Here is a 17876-nt window from a genome sequence, read left to right on the forward strand (position 1 = left end):
CGATGGAGTCGAAGAAGACCACCTGGGTCGCCGGCACCGTGCTGGTCGGCGTCGTCATCGCTGCGCTGGCCTGGTTCGTGCTCATCACACCTCTGCGGGACCAGACCGCTACCGCGTCAGCGGACGCGGACGCCGCGGAGCAGCACAACGTCAAGCTCGCGGCCCAGCTCGCCGTGCTGAAGCAGCAGACCGCACATCTTCCCGAGTACAAGAAGCAACGTGACGCGCTGCGCGTGACGCTTCCCGCCCAGGCGGACCTGACGGACTACCTTCGTTCGCTCGATGCGATCGCCGAGGACGCGGGTGTGACGATCACCGACACGACGGCGAACCCCCCGACCGACGTGGTAGTCGCGACTCCCGCCCCGACTGCCACGCCTACGGCTGCGGCCTCGGACTCCAAGGACAGCGACGGGGCGAAGTCGGATGCCGACAAGAGTCGCGAGCAGAGCGACGAGGCGACCAAGGCAACCACGAGCGCGGCGAGCAGTGGATCCAAGAACGCAGGCCCTGTGGAGGTGCAGATCCCCGGGTTCGTCGCGATGCCGTTCGACATCACGGTGGTCGGTAACCCGAAGGACGTGGACACGTTCGTCGCCAAGCTCCAGCAGGGTGACCCGCGCCCGTTCCTCGTCATCGCGATGACGGGAACCGGGCAGCAGCAGGAGGAAGCGACCGGCGGCCACCCGGCCACCAAGGACGGCGACCTGGAGATGACCGTCTCCGGCTACGTCTACGTCCTGAAGGACGCCGCGACCGCGGTCGACGACGCCAAGAGTGACGACGGCTCGGGCTCGCTGCCCAAGTGGAACGGTTCGGGTACGCCCTGGACAGGTACCAAGGGCTGATCGCCGATCGTACGAAGAGCCGGGTCCCATGGGCCCGGCTCTTCGTCTGCCCGCCGACTGAGCACGTGGCCCGGGCGTGCGAACGACATGGAAAGATCGGCTGCATGCTGCGCTGGTTGACCTCTGGTGAGTCCCACGGCCCCGCACTCGTCGGCATCCTCGAGGGGGTGCCCGCCGGTGTCGAGATCACGACGGCCGACGTGCAGTCCGCGCTCGCGCGCCGGCGGCTCGGGTACGGTCGCGGCGCCCGGATGAAGTTCGAGCAGGACGAGGTGCGCCTGCTCGGCGGCGTGCGGCACGGGCTGACCCAGGGCGGCCCGGTCGCGATCGAGATCGGCAACACCGAGTGGCCCAAGTGGGTCGGGGTGATGTCCGCCGACCCGCTCGACGACACCGCGGTGCTGCAGCGCGCGCGCAACGCGCCGCTCACGCGTCCCCGCCCCGGCCACGCCGACCTCGTCGGCATGCGCAAGTACGACTTCGACGACGCGCGACCGGTGCTCGAGCGCGCGTCGGCGCGCGAGACCGCGACGCGCGTCGCGCTCGGCACCGTCGCCGCGCACCTCCTGGAGCAGGTGGCAGGGATCGAGCTCGTCTCGCACGTCGTCGGCATCGGTCCGGTCGAGGTCCCGGACGACGCACCGCTGCCCACGCCGACCGACGTCGCGTCGCTCGACGCCGACCCGGTCCGCTGCCTGCACGCGGAGACGTCGGCCGCGATGGTCGCGGAGATCGACGAGTGCCACAAGGACGGGGACACGCTCGGCGGCGTCGTCGAGGTCCTCGCGTACGGCGTGCCGTCCGGGCTCGGCTCGTACGTGCACGGGGACCGCCGGCTCGACGCGCGGCTCGCGGGTGCGCTGATGGGCATCCAGGCGATCAAGGGAGTGGAGGTCGGCGACGGCTTCCGGACCGCTCGGCGCCGGGGGTCGGCGGCGCACGACGAGATCGTGCGTGGACCTGACGGCCGGATCGTCCGGGAGACGAACCGTGCGGGCGGCCTGGAGGGCGGGATGACCAACGGCGAGATCCTGCGCGTGCGCGCCGCGATGAAGCCGATCTCGACGGTGCCGCGCGCGCTGCGGACCATCGACACCTCGACGGGCGAGGAGGCCAAGGCGCAGCACCAGCGGTCGGACGTGTGCGCCGTGCCGCCCGCGGCGGTCGTCGCCGAGGCGATGGTCGCGCTGGTCCTCGCGGACGCGCTGCTCGAGAAGACCGGCGGCGACTCGGTCGGCGAGGTGCGGCGCAACCTCGCGGGGTACCTCGCCGGCATCCCCGAGCTCTTGCGCTGACCGCTGGCGAACGCACGCGGGCCCGGCACCTTCTCAGGTGCCGGGCCCGCGTCGTACCAGGCTCTACTTGGCCGTGAAGCTCACCTTCGAGCTCGCGGTTCCCGTGCCGACGGCGTTCTTCGCGACGACCCGCACGTAGTACCTCTTGCCCTTCTTCGCCTTGGTCCACGTGGCGCTCGTGGCCGACTTCGACGCGGACTTGGCGGTCTTCCAGGACGTGCCGTTGGTCGAGTACTGGACGGTGTAACCGGTGATCACGGACCCGTTCGACGACGGCTTCTTCCAGGAGACCTTCGCCTTGCCCTTCGACACCGTGACCTTGACGGACGTGGGCGCCTTGGGCTTGCCCGCCGGCGTCACGGACACGGCGCCGGACGCGACGCCGTCCCCGGCGGACGTCCGCGCCGTCACCCGGACCTGGTAGGCCGTCCCGTTGGTCAGGCCGCTCAGCGTCGCCGAGCGCGTCGACGACGAGGTCGTGGTCGCCTGGGTCCACGCGCTCCACTTCTTCGAGGACGACGAGTACTGACGTCGCTCGACCCGGTATCCCTGGAGCGTCGACCCACCCGCGCTGGACGGTGCCGACCACGTCACGCTCGCCTTGCCGTCACCGCGCTTCGCTGCGACCGAGCGCGGTGCGCTCGCCTGGCCGTAGCTCACCTGGTCGACCGTCGCGGGCAGGCCCGTTCCGGCCGCGCTCGTGGCGGTGACCTCGACGCGGTACGTCGCCTGGCCCAGGCCGGTGATGGTGTAGCTCCGCGTGGTGGCCGAGAGGCTGCGAGTGGTCCAGGTGGTCGCGGACGTCGGGCGCCACCGGATGGTGTACGCCGTCACCGGGAGCTTCGACGAGGCCGAGCCCCACGAGACCGCCAGCTGCTTGAGGCCGGAGGTCGCGCGGACGCTGGACGGCGCGTTCGGCGGTCCGGCGGTCGTGACGGTGCGCGTCGTGGACCAGCCGCCCTGGCCTTCCGAGTTCTTGGCCGCGACCGCGACCTCGTACGTCGTCCCGACGTTCAGCCCGGTGAGCGTCAGGCTCGTGCCCGTGACGTCGCGCGAGGCCCACGCCTGCTCGGGGGCGGTCTGCGGCCGGAACCGCACGACGTACGTCGGTGCGGTGGTCGTCCCCGCAGCGGCGCCGGTGAGGGCGGTCCACGTCGCAGTGAGTCCCGTGCCGGAGACGGTGGGCGTCGCCAAGGACGGGATCCCCGGCGGAGTACGGACGGACAGGGTGCCCGTCGCGGACGCCGCGAGGACCGGGCGCGTCGACGACGTCGTACGCACCTCCGGGACGGCGCGGACGTCGAAGAGGTACGCGGTGCCGTACGCGAGTGCGCCCGTGGGGACGTGGCTCAGTGCGCTCGTCTCGACCGCGGTCGCGGTGGCCAGACCCTTGCTCGCCTCGGCGACCCGGACGAGGTAGCGCGACGCTCCCGGCACCGGGTCCCACGCGATCGTGGGGGCGGACGACGACACGTCGGTCAGCGCGGCCGGACGCAGGGTGACGGTCGACTGGGAGACGCTGAGCGTGCTCGTCGGGCTCGCGTAGGTGACGTTGCCCGAACGGTCCTTGGCCGTGACCGACCACGTGTACGTCTTGCCCGGGACGAGCCCCTGGACGGAGACGGCCCGTGCGGTCGTGGCCGGGATCGTCGGGAACGACGCGCCCGACGTGTCACGCACCGTGACGGTGTACGACGCCGCGCTGACGGGGCTGGACCAGGACAGCAGCGCGGACGTGCCGTCTGCGCTGAGCTGCTGGGTGAGGTCGGTCGGGGTCAGGCGCCCCATCGAGAACGGGACGCGGGCCGACAGCGGGCCCGAGTTGCCCGCGGCGTCGAGGACGTCCCAGGCGAACTCGTAGTCGCCCTGCTCGAGCGCCGTCGCCGTGAACGTCTTGGTGCTCGAGGAGAACGAGAAGGACTTCGCGGCGACGGTGCTCGGCTGGTCCACGCGCAGCTTCGCGTACGCGGACGACGACCCGGACTTGAACACCTGGACCTCGTAGCCGCGGTTCGCACCGCCCAGCTGCGTGCGAGGCGTGCTGGTCATCGACAGCAGCGGCACGTTGCCCTGGTACGTGACGACGCCCGCGGCCGGGGACGTCGCGGTGCGCTGCCACTGGATGATGCCCTTGCCGCGGGTGGACAGCTCGAGCCACTCCGTGTCGTTGACGACGGCCGGCGTCACCTCGGCGGTGTACGCGTCGGTCGACACGTTGGTGTTGTTGGCGACGAACACGCCGGTGGAACGGATCATCGGGGTCGTCGTCCGGAGCTCGGCGACCTGCGACGACTTGTCGGCGTCGGCGTACAGGCGCACCACGTACCCGTTCGCACCCGTCACGGGTGCCCAGGACAGCAGCGGGCTGGCGTCCGACGTGCGCTGGTAGCCGCCGCCGAGCACGGACCCGGCGACGGGGTCGACCACGACGTCTTGCGTGCTCGTGCGCGTCGCCGCGCCGACCCGGAAGTAGTGGTCGACCGAGACCGTCGTCGACTGGACATCGCTGTTCGAGGGGTTCGAGCTCTGATAGGTCGACGTCTTCGACGCCGACATGTTCACCGCGACCACCTTGGCGATGTAGATGCCGGCGTCGCTGTCCAGAGCGTCTCCTGGCGCGATCTTGGCGGCGGCGTCGGTGGTCCAGAGGCACTCGGCCGAGTTGCTGAGCGACTGCGTGCTGTTACCGGTCGCGGTCGACTTCGCGACGATCGTCGCCGACGTCGAGGCCGTCTTGCACGTGACCGGTGCCTGGCCGTTCTTGTTGACCGTCACCTGGTAGTACGTCGTGCGGGGGACCGGGGTCCACGACAGCTGGAACTGGTCGAAGGGCAGCACCGTGGCACCTTCGACCGTGGTGCCGATGTTCGTGAACGAGGGCCGTGCCGTGCTCTCGTCGGTGTCGAGCACCGAAGCCTCGCTCATGCTCATGCGCTTCGCGACCTGCGAGATGCCCGACGGCTCGCCGGCCAGTCCGTTGACGTCGTAGGCCGTGACCCGCCAGTAGTAGGTGCGGTTGACGACGACGTCGGTCGGGACGAAGACGGTGCCGGAGACGGTGCTGCGCAGGACGACCGTGTCGTCGGTGAACTCCGGCGACGACGCGAGCTCGACGAGGTACTCCTTCGCGCCCGTCACGGGCGTCCAGCGGAACTCGAGGTCGTTCGCGAACGCGCCGTTCGCGGGAGACAGGAGCGTCGGCCGCGACACGCCCGACGGCCACACCACCGTGAAGGAGCGGTCCGCCGTCGCGTGCCCGGGCGCGTCCGTGCTCGACGAGGTGGTCGCGAAGAACGGCTGCACGGACCACTGGTAGTCGCCAGGGGCGAGCGACGCGGGCGTGTACGACGTGCTCGTGACGGTCACCGAGGTGCGGGTCGGCTGGCCGGCGACCCCGTACTGGAGGAGGTACTTGGTCGCGCCCGGCAGCGTGGACCACGACATGGTCACGGGGGCCGGGTACGAGATGACCGCGTCGGCCTCGGGGGAGACCAGGGCGGGCACGGGGGCCGAGTCGCGCTCGAACGAGTAGACCGTGGCGTCGACGGCATTGGCCCCGACTCCCTGCGGCACCACACGCCAGTAGAGCGTCTGTGCGTCGGTGGCACCCCATGAACGGGTCGTCGGCACCCAGCGCAGCGCGCGGGTGGTGGTCGAGTCGACGAGCGCGGCGCCCTCGAACGACGACAGCGACGTCGACACCTGCACCGTGTACGAGGTCGCACCGGGCACGCGCAGCCACGCGAGCTGGACGTCGTCGTCGCCGATCTCGGCGTGCGTGGCGGAGACGTCGATCTGCGCGACCTCGGCCGCGGCCGCGGCGGGGATCCCGGAGATCGCGGCCAGGCCCAGCCCCACGGCGAGCGCCGTCGTCGCCGCGGTGAGTCGTCGTAGCTTCATCGAGTGGTTCCCCCAGCGCAGACCGGTCAGCTGACTCCCGTCAGTCGGCACGCGGGGGTGCGGACATGAGCCGCTCGCGATGATTCGCCCGAATGGCGCTGATGGACGTGCCGTCCAGGGACGGTGGACGCGCGACTAAGGTTCGGGTCGTGCCCGTCACCGCCCCCCGCATCGTCCTCGTCGGCCCTCCGGGCGCCGGCAAGACCACGGTCGCCGCCGCCCTCGCCGAGCGCTGGCACCTCGAGACGCGGGACACCGACGCCGACGTCGAGAGCGCCGCGGGCAAGCCCATCGCCGAGATCTTCGTCGACGACGGCGAGCCGCACTTCCGCGAGCTCGAGCGTGACGCGGTCGCTGCGGCGGTCGCCGAGCACGACGGCGTCCTCGCGCTCGGCGGCGGCGCGGTGCTGCGCGAGGAGACGCAGGCCGTGCTCGCCGGGTACCGGGAGAACGGGGGAGTCGTCGTCTTCCTCGACGTGTCGCTCGCGCACGCCGCACCGCGCGTGGGTCTGAACCAGGCGCGTCCGCTCCTGCTGGGCAACCCGCGTGCGCGCTGGCAGGCGCTCATGGAGGAGCGTCGGCCGGTGTACGAGGCGGTCGCGACGGTGCACGTGCTGACCGACGGGCGTACGCCGGCCGAGGTGGCCGAGACGATCGAGATCGAGCTGGCCGCGCTGCGCGTGGCGAGCGTGGAGGGTGACGAGTGACGACGACCGTGCACGTGGGCGGCGGGCAGCCGTACGACGTCCTCATCGGCCACAACCTGCTCGGCGAGCTGCCGGCGCTCGTCGGGGATGCCCGGCGCGTGCTCGTCGTGCACCCCGCGGCCCTGGCGACCACGGCGGACACCGTGATCGAGGACCTGCGCGCGCAGGGTTACGAGGCGTTCGGCGCCGAGGTCCCGGACGCCGAGGAGGCGAAGACCGCCCAGGTGGCCGCGTTCCTGTGGGGTGTGCTGGGCCAGGCCGACTTCACGCGGTCCGACGCGGTCGTCGCGGTCGGCGGCGGCGCGACGACCGACCTCGGAGGGTTCGTCGCGGCGACGTGGCTGCGCGGGATCAAGGTCGTGCAGGTGCCGACGACGCTGCTCGCGATGGTCGACGCCGCGGTCGGTGGCAAGACGGGGATCAACACCGCGGAGGGCAAGAACCTCGTCGGTGCGTTCCATCCGCCCGCAGGCGTGCTGTGCGACCTCGCCGCGCTCGCCAGCATGTCGCCGCACGACTTCGTCGCCGGGCTCGCCGAGGTCGTCAAGTGCGGCTTCATCGCCGATCCCGTGATCCTCGACCTCGTCGAGGCGAACGTCGAGCTGCTGCGCGACCCGGTCGCCGCGAGCGGCTCCGACGTGCTGCTCGAGCTCGTCGAGCGGGCCGTCGCGGTCAAGGCACGCGTCGTGAGCGAGGACCTCAAGGAGTCCGGGCTGCGCGAGATCCTCAACTACGGGCACACGTTCGCGCATGCGGTCGAGCACGTCGAGCGCTACCAGTGGCGTCACGGCGCGGCGGTGTCGGTGGGCATGGTCTACGTCGCGGAGCTGGCGCGGCTGGCCGGGCGGCTCGATGACGACGTCGTCGCACGCCACCGCTCGGTGCTGAGCTCGCTCGGGCTGCCGACGACCTACCGTGGTGACCGGTGGGAGCGCCTGCTCACGGCGATGCGGCGCGACAAGAAGACGCGCGGGGACCTGCTGCGGTTCGTCGTGCTCGAGGGCATCGGCCGACCGGCGCGCCTCGAGGGTCCGGACCCGACCCTGCTCGTCGCCGCGTACGCCGAGGTGAGCGCGGACGCGCCCCGCGGGGTCGCGCTGTAGACCACTACGCTGCCGCCATGACGCGTGCGCTGGTGCTCAACGGCCCCAACCTGGGCCGGCTCGGCTCCCGCGAGCCCGAGGTCTACGGCTCGGCGGACCACGACGACCTCGTCGCCGCGGTCTCGCGCTGGGCCGACGAGCTCGGGATCGACGTCGAGGTGCGTCAGACCGACGACGAGTCGCAGCTGGTCGGCTGGCTGCACGAGGCCGTCGACGCCCGCGCGCACGTGGTGCTCAACCCGGCGGCGTTCACGCACTACTCCTACGCGCTGCGTGACGCGGCGGCCCAGGTGACGCACGCTGGCCTGACCCTCGTCGAGGTCCACATCAGCAACCCGTACGCGCGCGAGGAGTTCCGGCACCGCAGCGTGATCGGGCCCATCGCGACGGGGACCGTCGCAGGATTCGGCGTCGACTCCTACCGTCTCGCGCTGCAGGCGGTCGCCGCACGCGCCTGAGGTCACGCCGCAGGTCACGCCGCAGGTCACGGAACGCTTGCGCGACACGCCACCGGGTCGCGTCCGATCGACAGGATCGTTGCGTACCCTGCCGCCGCGGGCGCATCGCGCCGGGCCTGGCCCGGACGCGCGCGGTGGGCCCGCTGTCCGACCGTCGCCGACCCGTGAGGGACGTCCAGCGCGCATGGCTGTGCTCACCCCGCCGCCGCCGACGCGCACCAGCACGCGCCCGCCCGGCCCGGCCGCGACGCGCATCGAGCCGCGGCCCGGCTCGGTCACGACGCAGCGCAGCACGCACGCGCGCCGCCGTCGTGGTCGGTTCGCACGCCTCGTCGCGCGGGTCGTCGCGAGCATCGCCGCCGTCGTCGCCATGTCGGTGTGCGTGGTGCTCCTCACGACGCCCACGCCGCCGCTGCCCGCACCGTCCGCGCCCGGGGCGATCGCGGTGAGCCACCACTCGTTCGGCCTGACGTGGACGGCGGTGCCTGGTGCGACCAGCTACCGCGTGCGCGTCGCCACCGACCCGGCGATGTCCCGCGTGGTGTGGCAGGCGCCGGCCGTGAGCGGGACGCTCGCCGTCGTCGCGGGGCCCCACGTCTACGAGCACACGGACTACTACGCCTCGGTCCAGGCCGTCGCGGGAAGCAACGTCAGCACCGCGAGCGAGGCCGCCCACGTGCAGACGGGGTGGCAGTCGCCCGGGCCCGTCACGGGGACCACCACCGACCACGTCGACGTCACGGGCTTCACGCTGCACTGGTCCGCGGCCCCGCTCGCGGACCGCTACCTCGTGACGGTGCGGGCGGGCGACGAGGTGGTGACCGAGCAGATGGTCCGCGGGCTGTCGCTGCGCGTCGCCGCCCGAGACGGTCGCGCGTACACCGCGACGGTCCTGCCCGCCCGGCGCACACTCACCGGACCGGCGGGGAGCGCGAAGGTCACGACCCCGGTGAAGAAGGTCGGCAAGCCCGGCAAGCCGTTCGTCGAGCCGGTCTCGACGAGCTCGCTCGACGTTCGCTGGGGGGCCGCGACGGACGCGACGGGGTACAGCGTGCAGCTCCTCGCCACCCCGAAGGGCAAGCCGGTCGCGACGGCGACGTCGAGCAAGCCGGAGGTGACGCTGCAGCACGTCGACCGCGCCAAGCTGGGCTCGGTGTTCTGGGTGCGGATCACGTCGAACCGATTCGGGCTCAGCACCGCTCGCTCGAAGCCGGTGCCGACGACGCTCCTGCCCGGTACCCCCGGACGTTCGCGGTCGTTCACCGCGACGTTCGCGTCGTACAACCTGCTCAAGCCGAGCGAGACCGACGCGGAGAAGCGGTCGTGGCAGAAGCGGTACGCCGTCGCCGGGGCCGCGCTGCGCGGCGTCGACGTCGCCGGGCTGCAGGAGACGCCGTGGAAGAAGTTCAACGGCAAGCGGCCCGTCCAGGTGGTCGCGAAGAAGGCGGGCCTCGTCGTCGCCAAGCACCCGCACAGCAGCAAGCCGTGCACCACGACGAGCGAGCCGATCCTGTACCGCGCCTCGAAGTTCACCGTGGTGCACTGCGGGGTCGACCAGCTCGCGACCAAGGGACCGAAGCGGTACGCGTCGTGGGCGCTGCTCAAGGAGCGCGAGAGCGGCCGGACCGTCCTGGTGACCAGCGCGCACCTCGTCGCGTACGCGGGCACGTCGTCGAGCCGTACGCCCGCCGTGCAGAAGCAGCGAGCCGTCCAGGCGAAGCGGCTCGTCAAGGCCATCGCGAAGCACAACGCGCACGAGTCGCCCGTCGTCGTGCTGGGTGACCTGAACACGTACCCGAACCGGGCGACCGTCACCCCGCTGGACGTCCTCGCGAGCGCGGGCTACGCACCCTCGGAGATGACCGCACCGCAGCGCACCGACGCCCAGTACGCGTCGTTCCACGGGTTCCAGACGGCGCGGACGACGGGACAGCACTTCGACCAGGTCATCGTCGACGGGCGCTCCGTCGTGGAGGCCTATGCGGTGAAGGTCACCGACCCCGCACGAGCGCCGTCCGACCACTTCCAGGTGCGCGCGAAGATCGCCGTGCACTGACCCGACGGGACGCTGGTGGGGTCCGCCCGGCATGATCGTCCTCGGGTCTGACGAGGGGAGCCCGACGATGGTCGTCGCCGTCCTAGGAGTACTGGCCGTGGTGGCCGTGAACGCTTTCGCGCGCAAGGTGGGTGTCGTCGCGCCGCTCGCGCTCGTCGCCGTCGGCATCGCCGCGAGCTGGCTGCCGATCGCCGACGGGTTCCACCTCGATCCCGAGTGGATCCTCGCGGGCGTGCTGCCGCCCCTGCTCTACTCGGCCGCCGTGTCGATGCCGACCATGGAGTTCCGGCGCGACTTCGGCACCATCGGCGGGCTGTCGGTGACGCTCGTCGTCATCACCTCCGTGGTGCTCGGGCTGATCTTCTCGTGGCTCGTCCCGGGCGTGGGGCTCGCGATGGGCATCGCGCTCGGGGCGGTCATCAGCCCGACCGACGCGGTCGCAACCGGCATCGTCAAACGGCTCGGCGCGACGCCACGCGTGGTCACGGTGCTGGAGGGGGAGAGCCTGCTCAACGACGCGTCGGCGCTGGTGATCCTGCGCTCCGCCATCGTCGCGGTGGGGGCCTCGGTGTCGCTCGGGCACGTGGCGCTCGACTTCGGCCGGTCCGTCGTGATCGCCGTGCTCGTCGGGCTCGTGGTCGGGTACGCGAACCTGCGTGCCCGGGGTGCTCTCAAGGACACGGCATCGTCCACCGCGATCTCGTTCGTCGTGCCGTTCGTCGCGTCGGTCCCGGCCGAGCACCTCGGCGCATCGGGCCTGGTCGCGGCCGTCACCGCGGGGCTCGTCACCGGGCAGGGGTCCGCGCGCTACCTGCGGGCCCAGCAGCGCCTCGCCGAGACGTCCAACTGGTCCACGATCGAGCTCCTCCTCGAGGGGGGCGTCTTCCTCACGATGGGGCTGCAGCTGTCCGGGCTGCTGGACGACGTGCGAGAGGCCCACGACTCGGCGTGGACCGCGGTCTGGCTCGGAGCGCTGGCGATCCTCGTGACGATCGTGCTGCGCACCGGGTACGTCGCCGCGGTCCTGTGGTCGGCCCGCCACCAGCTGGACCCCGACGAGGAGAAGGAGCGGCTGGCGGTCGCCTCCGAGCGCATCGCCGAGCGGACCCGCCGGCAGCGGCTCGCGTCCGAGGGCCGTGGCGCCGACCGCGCCCGGAGGTCCCAGGAGACGTGGGCGTTGCGCGTGACGCGCCGGGTCGCCGACATCGACTACCTCGCACGGTCCCCGTTGCGACGCCGCGAGGGGGCCGTCCTCGTGTGGGCCGGGATGCGTGGGGCGGTGACGGTCGCAGCCGCGCAGACCCTGCCCGAGAGCGACGTGCGCGACCTGCTCGTCCTGGTCGCGTTCGTCGCGGCCGCGGGCAGCCTCCTCGTGCAGGGCGGCACTCTCGGCTGGCTGGTCCGGTCGCTCGACCTCGGGGGAGCACCGCAGGACGCGGAGGACGACGAGCGCGCGCGCCTGCTCGACGCGATGGCGGGTGCGACGCTGCGCGTCGTCGACGACCCCGACCTGCGCCGCTCCGACGGCACGCCGTTCGACGCCGAGGTGCTCGCTCGCACGCGCGCCCGGGCCGTGCGGCGCGACGAGGACGACCCGCGCGACACGCGGGCGCTGTCCGACGAGCTCCTGGAGCTCAGGCTGCGGATCATCGACGCACAGCGCGACATCCTCCTGGAGGCGCGCAGCACCGGGACGTTCAGCTCGGCCGCGCTCTCGTCGGCGCTCGACGTGCTCGACGCCGACCAGATCAGCGCGGAGCTCAAGGGCGGGCGCCGGGGCGACGAGCGCTGAGGATCATGCGGGCTGCGCGGAGTCCAGCGTGCCGCGCGGGACCACCTCGATCGTGACCGCGGCCTGCGCGCCGAGCAGGCCGCGCGCCGCCTCCGGCAGCGGGACGCGCACGCGCCAGTGCCTCGGCTCGGGTTCGTCGTCCTGCAGCGGGGGGTCGTGCGCCGGGTCGGGGGACCAGTCCCGGATCGCGCCGCCCAGGGTCGAGGACCACACGCCCCACGTCGCGGGTGCACCACCGGCGTCGGCGCCGATGTCGACCACCAGCACGTCCTGCCAGTCCGCGGTCTGCTCGAGGTGGTCGAGGAACGAGAGGAGCCCCTGCTTCTTGCGCAGCGACAGCAGCCGCAGGCTCAGCACGTGGCGCATCGTCGCGGCGCGCGCCCCGGTCGTGGGGTCGGGCGGCCGCGTCGCCTGCGACGACAGGAACGTGCGCAGCAGCGGGACGGGCGTGCCGGCCGAGTCGGGGGTCGTCGCGGGATCCTGCACGCGCTCGATCTGGACGGGGCACAGGTGCGCCGTGCTCTGCTCGTGCAGCACGACCGGCAGGCCGCGGATCGAGAGCGCGACCTCGAGCTGCCAGTCGGTGCCGTCCTCGGGCGTCCCCGGGAGCCGCAGGTCGGTCAGCGTCGCGGTGACCTGCAGGTCGCCGAACAGGAACCTGCGCAGGTTCTGGTAGCCCTCCTCGGAGTTGACGATGCCGAACCGCCCCGAGTGGCTGCGGTGCACGAACGCACGCGGCGTGCCGCGGACGTAGGCGTCGTCGATCTGCACCAGGCCGTCGCTGCGTGAACCGACCGCACGGGCGGACAGGCCCATCGCGACGTCGTAGTCCTGGGCGTCGGTGCCGACGAGGCAGAACAGCCGGTCGTGCGGAAAGCCGCCCTCGGGCATGACCGTCGCGTCGAAGTCGCCAGACGGGACGGGCACGGTCGTCGGCGTCAGGTACTCCTTCATGCGTGCCGGGCCGAAGATGTCCGCGCCCGCGACGCCTGTGAGATCACGCAGCTTCTCGAGCAGCCCGCCGCCGATCGCGAACTCGATCCCGCCGTGCGGTGTGGCGTACGTGAACACCCGGTCGACGAGCGCGGTCGCCGCGTCGAGCGAGCCTCCGATCCGCTCGGCGTCCGGGACCGCGCGCTGGATCATCGAGCGCACGACGAGGCCGCCCATCGAGTGCGCCACGAGGAACACGCGCGGAGCGCCGGTCTGCCTGCGCACCAGCTGGACGAGGTCCAGCAGCGACGACGCCGCGCGCTCGATCGAGAACGGGTTGGGGTCCTTGGTGAGGTGCGGCGCGAACTCGTCGTAGAAGCGGTGCACCCAGATCGTCGCGGCCGGGACCGACCCGGTCTCCTGGTCTGCCAGGTAGGCCGCCTGGTTGCCGTGCACGAGCAGCTGGTAGCCGTGGTCCTGCATGAGGCGGATCAGCGGGCTCTCGAACTGGTGGAACGCGGGCCGGTCGGCACCGTCGACGCGTACCTGCACCGAGCCCTCGTTGAACCCGTAGAAGGGGTCGGCGACCGCGCTGTCGATGCCCGACGGCCCGCCCGCGAAGCCGCGCACGTAGACGACCGGCAGCCGGCCGTCACCGGGATAGGTCACGGGATCCTCCTTCGTCGGCGGGACATCCGGAAGGACCGGGTGAGCCCGCTCCTGATACGACGAAGGGGCCGGCGCACCGTACGGTGCGCCGGCCCCTCGTGCGGAGCAGGGGAGGCTACTTGTGCGTCTTCACCGTGATCGACGCCGACGCCGCCGACTGGAGCTTGCTCGTCGCCGGGACGTACAGACGCCACGTGCCGGTCTTGGCGACCTTGACCTTCGCGGACCAGTGGCCCTTGCTGCCGACCTTGACCGCCTTGACGGTCTTCCAGGTCTTCGAGCCCTTGGCCTTGAACTGGACCTTGGCCTTCGTGCCCTTCGGGGCCGCGGTGTACTTGTAGTAGGTCTTCGACGAGGCCTTCTGGTACGTCACGGTGCCCGAGAGCGTGGTGGTCTTGTTCTTCTTGACGCTCGTCGACGAGGCCTTCACCTTGGTCGCGCGGACGTCGCTCTGGATGTTGCCGGTCGCCGTCACCTTGATCGTGGTGTTGATCTCGAGGGACGGGTCGACCGTGTAGCGGTACGCGCGGACCTCGGCCTTGACCTTGCACGCGCCCGAGGCCACGTACACACCGGGGACGAAGCCCTTGCTCTTCTTGGTCTTGACGTCGAACGGCCACACGACGGTGTCCGAGCCCTCGGTCGTCGACACGCTGGTGTAGCCCTTGCACGACGGGCTGCCGGTGATGGTGAGCGACGCGTACCAGCGCGTCGGGACCGCGGTGCCGTTCGAGTCGGTCACCGGCGCGGGCGTGACGACCTTGAGCTGCAGGAACTTCTTGTCCTTGATGTGCCCCGGCTTGTTCTTGACGTCGTGCACGACGAGCGTCGCGGTGACGCCCTGGCTCTTGCGGACGACCTTCTGCGAGGCGTCGGCGGTCGTGGCCGCGAGGCCGAGACCGAGGGTCGCCGCGACGGTGGCGGCAAGGAGGCGGGCAGGCATGCGCATGGAGGATTCCCCTGGAGTTGTGCGGAAAGACCTCCGGTTCATACCAGACGCACAGGTTCGTCGGTTGCCCGACACACCAGGTGAGACGTCGGATTCGCCCGTTCAGCCCAGACGGCGACGGCGGGGACGAAGACGCACGTTCGGGAGCTCGGGCGCGGGGATCCGGTCGCCGCCGTGGCCGTCGACCACGCCGAACCGCTCGGCGGACCGCGTGGACTCCCAGTCGGCCCGGGCCTGGGCGACCTCGGCATGCGTCCGGCCGACGAAGTTCCACCACATCACCACGTCGTGCTCGAACGGCGCCCCGCCGAGGAGCAGGAGGCGGGCGGGGACGTCTGAGCGGACCGAGATCGCCGCCCGGCCCGTGCCGAGGTGCAGGAGCGGGCCCGGCACCACCCACCGCGGCAGGTCCATGACCTGATGGAACGCGGCGGGGCCCTGTGCTGCGCCGTCGGGCAGCGCTGCCCACAGCTGGACCGCGTGCAGCTCGTCGTCCCCGGTGGAGAGCTCGGAGTGCGAGACGCCCCGGCCGACCGTCATGAGGTCGAGCTGCCCGGGCAGCACCACGACGTCCGAGCCCACGCTGTCGCGATGCCGGATCGCACCGCTCACGGCCACGTCACGGTCTGCAGACCGGTGTGCGGGTGCGGGAGCACGCGCATGTCGACGCGCTGAGGGCCGATCTCGTCGACGAAGCACCGGGCCCCGACCATCGGCAGGTCGCGGTGGGGGAGCGTGCGACGCACGCGCATCGCCCTGACGCCTCCGAGCGGCACGTCACGCGGCTCGAGCAGCTCGAGCACCGGGCCGCGGTCGGCCGGCGCGCAGAGCACCGGCGACGGGCGCTCGTCGAGGTTGGTCATGCACCCACTGTGCCGTACCTGCCACACCCGCCACGCAGCGGCGGCGTACCGTCGGGAGCATGTGCCGCAACATCACCACGCTGCGAGGCCTCGAGCCCGCCGCGTCGCCCGAGGAGATCGAGGCCGCCGCGCGCCAGTACGTCCGCAAGGTCACCGGCGTGCAGCAGCTCACCGACCGCACGCGGGACGTCTTCGAGGACGCCGTCGCACAGGTCGCCGCAGCGACGGTCGCGGTCCTGGCGGGCCTGCCCGAGCGGCGCACGCCGCCCGCGACGGTGCCCCCGCTGCGTCGCGCCGAGGTGCAGGAACGGATCGCGGCGCGCATCGCGGCGCGCGAGGAGCACGAGCGCATGCACGAGCAGGGAGTCGTGCACGTGCACCACGACGACGGGACCGTGCCGGTCTGACGTGCGCGTCGGACCGGCCGGGCGCTGGCTCAGGCGCGCGAGGCGTCGCTCGCCTCGTCGGCGAGCTGGTCCAGCTCGAACGCCTCGTCCCACGTGCCGCCGAGGCTCGGCATCATGGTCCGCAGCTGGGGCTGCCAGCCCTGCACGCGGTCCGGGAAGCAGCGCTCGACGAGGTCGAGCATCGTCGCCACCGCGGTCGACGCACCCGGCGAGGCGCCGAGCAGCCCGGCGATCGTGCCGTCGGCCGACGTGACGAGCTCGGTACCGAACTCGAGCACGCCGCCGCCCTTGCCCTTCTTGATGACCTGCACGCGTTGACCGGCGGTGATGAGCTCCCAGTCCCGCGGGTGCGCGGTCGGCATGAACGCGCGCAGCGTCCGCAGCCGGTCCGTGGGCGAGGCGGTGACCTCGCCGATCAGGTACTTGAGCAGGTCGAGGTTCTTCAGACCCACGGCCATCATCGGCACGAGGTTGCCGGGCCGGATCGACCGTGCGAGGTCGAGCCACGAGCCGTGCTTGAGGAACTTCATGCTCCAGCCGGCGTACGGGCCGAACAGCAGGGCGGTGCCGCCGTCGACGACGCGCGTGTCCAGGTGCGGGACCGACATCGGGGGCGCACCGATGTCCGCCTTGCCGTAGACCTTCGCCTGGTGCTGCGCGACGAGCTCGGGGTTGGTGGTGCGCAGGAACTGGCCGCTGATCGGGAAGCCGCCATAGCCCTTGGCCTCCTTGATCCCCGAGCGTTGGAGCAGCCGCAGCGCGCCGCCGCCCGCGCCGATGAAGACGAAGCGTGCGTCGAGCCTGCGGGCGCGGCCGTACCCGTTCCAGCGACGGTCCTTGACCGTGACGCGCCAGGTGCCGTCGCGGCGCTGCTTGAGCCGCGTGACCTCGCTCTCGAGGTGCAGCGCGGCGCCGCGCGCCACCGTGTCGGCGACCATCGAGCGCGTGAGGGCGCCGAAGTCGACGTCGGTGCCCGCAGCGGCGCGGGTCGCCGCGATCGGCTCGGACGGGTCGCGGTCCTCGACCAGCAGGGGCGCCCACTGCGCGATCTGCTCGCGGTCGGTGCTGAACTCCAGGTCCGAGAACAGGGGGTGCGCGCGCAGCGCCTCCCAGCGGCGGCGGAGGTACTCGACGTTGGCCTCGCCGCGCACGAGCGTCATGTGCGGCGTGCCCGTGAGGAAGCCGGTGCCGCCCGGGAGCCGGTCGTGCGTCGCGAGGTGGTGCCACAGCTCGCGCGACAGCTCGAACTGCTCGTTGATCGTCACGGCCTTGGAGACGTCGACCGAGCCGTCCGGGCGCTGCGGCGTGTAGTTGAGCTCGCAGAGCGCCGCGTGGCCGGTGCCGGCGTTGTTCCACGCGTTCGAGCTCTCCTGCGCGAGGCCGTCGCGGCGCTCGTGGATCTCGATGCGCCACGAGGGCTCGAGGGTCGTCAGGAGCGACCCGAGGGTCGCGCTCATGATCCCGCCTCCGACGAGGAGGACGTCCACCTGCTCCGGCTTCTCTACCACACGAGCGATCGTATGTTGACATCGAGAATCTTCACGACGAGGCAGGTGTGACCTTCGTCTCGTACCCGGTGAGACGTGGCGCGACGGACGGGTGAACGCACCGCGGCAGAGGCTGCGCGACGCGTGCTGCCGCGGTAGAACGAGAGCATGACGAAGGACCTGACGTCCGACCCGGCCGCCGAGCACATCGCGCCGAGCACCCCGGCGGCCTCCGAGCTGGCCGCCGCCGACGCGCGGTCCGGAGGAGACCCGGCCGGAGCGCCCCGATCGCTCACCGCGGTGGAGCTCGAGCCGGACGACGAGGCCATCGCGAGCTCGGACGACTGGGACGACCCCGAGCGGCTGTAGCGCGCGGCTCGGTCCGACCGGCTCAGTCGGACCGGCTCAG

13 protein-coding genes and 1 pseudogene are annotated in these 17876 nt (G+C 72.1%); 9 read left to right on the forward strand and 5 right to left on the reverse strand.

The features are described from left to right. The first annotated feature begins 2 nt into the window (after positions 1–2). Both AW16_RS0100455 and aroC read left to right on the forward strand, forming a co-directional pair. Positions 3–848: a hypothetical protein gene (locus tag AW16_RS0100455; protein ID WP_034647863.1), complete on the forward strand. Its 846-nt coding sequence runs from the start codon at positions 3–5 to the stop codon at positions 846–848. A gap of 104 nt (positions 849–952) precedes the next feature. Next, a complete protein-coding gene (aroC, locus tag AW16_RS0100460) occupies positions 953–2143 on the forward strand; it encodes a chorismate synthase (RefSeq protein WP_029287167.1) in 1191 nt (396 codons plus the stop codon). Between the two features lie 63 nt (positions 2144–2206). Here aroC and AW16_RS0100465 read toward each other — a convergent pair whose 3' ends face one another. After that, the gene (locus tag AW16_RS0100465) at positions 2207–6043 is read right to left on the reverse strand and encodes a fibronectin type III domain-containing protein (protein WP_029287169.1); all 3837 of its coding nucleotides are present in this window, start codon (positions 6041–6043) and stop codon (positions 2207–2209) included. A 149-nt stretch (positions 6044–6192) separates the two neighbouring features. On the opposite strand from AW16_RS0100465, the gene AW16_RS0100470 reads away from it, so the two are divergent. The 5 genes from AW16_RS0100470 to AW16_RS0100490 all read left to right on the forward strand — a co-directional run bounded on the left by AW16_RS0100470 (position 6193) and on the right by AW16_RS0100490 (position 12159). Further along, a complete protein-coding gene (locus AW16_RS0100470; RefSeq protein WP_034647865.1) occupies positions 6193–6750 on the forward strand; it encodes a shikimate kinase in 558 nt (185 codons plus the stop codon). After that, positions 6747–7853, forward strand: a complete 1107-nt coding sequence (gene aroB / locus AW16_RS0100475; RefSeq protein ID WP_029287173.1) for a 3-dehydroquinate synthase — start codon at positions 6747–6749, stop codon at positions 7851–7853. The genes AW16_RS0100470 and aroB overlap by 4 nt, the downstream gene beginning before the upstream one ends. Before the next feature lie 17 nt (positions 7854–7870). Further along, positions 7871–8311: a type II 3-dehydroquinate dehydratase gene (aroQ, locus tag AW16_RS0100480; protein WP_029287175.1), complete on the forward strand. Its 441-nt coding sequence runs from the start codon at positions 7871–7873 to the stop codon at positions 8309–8311. Between the two features lie 184 nt (positions 8312–8495). Continuing rightward, complete coding sequence (locus AW16_RS0100485; RefSeq protein WP_029287177.1) at positions 8496–10367, forward strand: endonuclease/exonuclease/phosphatase family protein; 1872 nt, start codon at positions 8496–8498, stop codon at positions 10365–10367. Positions 10368–10434: 67 nt separating this feature from the next. Next, the gene (locus AW16_RS0100490; RefSeq protein ID WP_029287179.1) at positions 10435–12159 is read left to right on the forward strand and encodes a sodium:proton antiporter; all 1725 of its coding nucleotides are present in this window, start codon (positions 10435–10437) and stop codon (positions 12157–12159) included. Positions 12160–12162: 3 nt separating this feature from the next. On the opposite strand, the gene AW16_RS0100495 is transcribed toward AW16_RS0100490, so the two are convergent. From AW16_RS0100495 to AW16_RS16680, 3 genes and pseudogenes are all read right to left on the reverse strand, one after another. Then, complete coding sequence (locus AW16_RS0100495) at positions 12163–13761, reverse strand: alpha/beta hydrolase (RefSeq protein ID WP_029287182.1); 1599 nt, start codon at positions 13759–13761, stop codon at positions 12163–12165. Positions 13762–13876: 115 nt separating this feature from the next. Further along, entirely contained in the window at positions 13877–14704 is an 828-nt protein-coding gene (locus AW16_RS17400) for a hypothetical protein (protein WP_156043999.1), read from the reverse strand. 108 nt (positions 14705–14812) lie between these two features. Further along, positions 14813–15573, reverse strand: a pseudogene (locus tag AW16_RS16680) (pirin family protein). Positions 15574–15632: 59 nt separating this feature from the next. Between AW16_RS16680 and AW16_RS0100510 the strand changes: the two are divergent. Continuing rightward, positions 15633–15980 (forward strand): DUF2277 domain-containing protein, encoded by a 348-nt coding sequence (locus tag AW16_RS0100510; protein WP_029287185.1) that lies wholly within the window; start codon positions 15633–15635, stop codon positions 15978–15980. 29 nt (positions 15981–16009) lie between these two features. Here AW16_RS0100510 and mqo read toward each other — a convergent pair whose 3' ends face one another. Continuing rightward, the gene (gene mqo / locus AW16_RS0100515; protein ID WP_255347039.1) at positions 16010–17488 is read right to left on the reverse strand and encodes a malate dehydrogenase (quinone); all 1479 of its coding nucleotides are present in this window, start codon (positions 17486–17488) and stop codon (positions 16010–16012) included. A 147-nt stretch (positions 17489–17635) separates the two neighbouring features. Here mqo and AW16_RS0100520 point away from each other — a divergent pair, with 147 nt between their 5' ends. Further along, on the forward strand, positions 17636–17836 hold the full coding sequence (locus AW16_RS0100520) for a hypothetical protein (protein ID WP_029287190.1): 201 nt from the start codon (positions 17636–17638) through the stop codon (positions 17834–17836). Positions 17837–17876 lie beyond the last annotated feature (40 nt).

This window comes from Cellulomonas sp. HZM (assembly GCF_000708885.1).
GTDB lineage: Bacteria > Actinomycetota > Actinomycetes > Actinomycetales > Cellulomonadaceae > Cellulomonas.

What these genes read in the sequence shown, in the direction of transcription:
- AW16_RS0100455 (WP_034647863.1), top strand. Translation starts at nt 3, where the DNA reads ATGGAGTCGAAGAAGACCACCTGGGTCGCCGGCACCGTGCTGGTCGGC.
- aroC (WP_029287167.1), top strand. Translation starts at nt 953, where the DNA reads ATGCTGCGCTGGTTGACCTCTGGTGAGTCCCACGGCCCCGCACTCGTC.
- AW16_RS0100465 (WP_029287169.1), bottom strand. Translation starts at nt 6,043, where the DNA reads ATGAAGCTACGACGACTCACCGCGGCGACGACGGCGCTCGCCGTGGGG.
- aroQ (WP_029287175.1), top strand. Translation starts at nt 7,871, where the DNA reads ATGACGCGTGCGCTGGTGCTCAACGGCCCCAACCTGGGCCGGCTCGGC.
- AW16_RS0100485 (WP_029287177.1), top strand. Translation starts at nt 8,496, where the DNA reads ATGGCTGTGCTCACCCCGCCGCCGCCGACGCGCACCAGCACGCGCCCG.
- AW16_RS0100490 (WP_029287179.1), top strand. Translation starts at nt 10,435, where the DNA reads ATGGTCGTCGCCGTCCTAGGAGTACTGGCCGTGGTGGCCGTGAACGCT.
- AW16_RS17400 (WP_156043999.1), bottom strand. Translation starts at nt 14,704, where the DNA reads ATGCCTGCCCGCCTCCTTGCCGCCACCGTCGCGGCGACCCTCGGTCTC.
- AW16_RS0100510 (WP_029287185.1), top strand. Translation starts at nt 15,633, where the DNA reads ATGTGCCGCAACATCACCACGCTGCGAGGCCTCGAGCCCGCCGCGTCG.
- AW16_RS0100520 (WP_029287190.1), top strand. Translation starts at nt 17,636, where the DNA reads ATGACGAAGGACCTGACGTCCGACCCGGCCGCCGAGCACATCGCGCCG.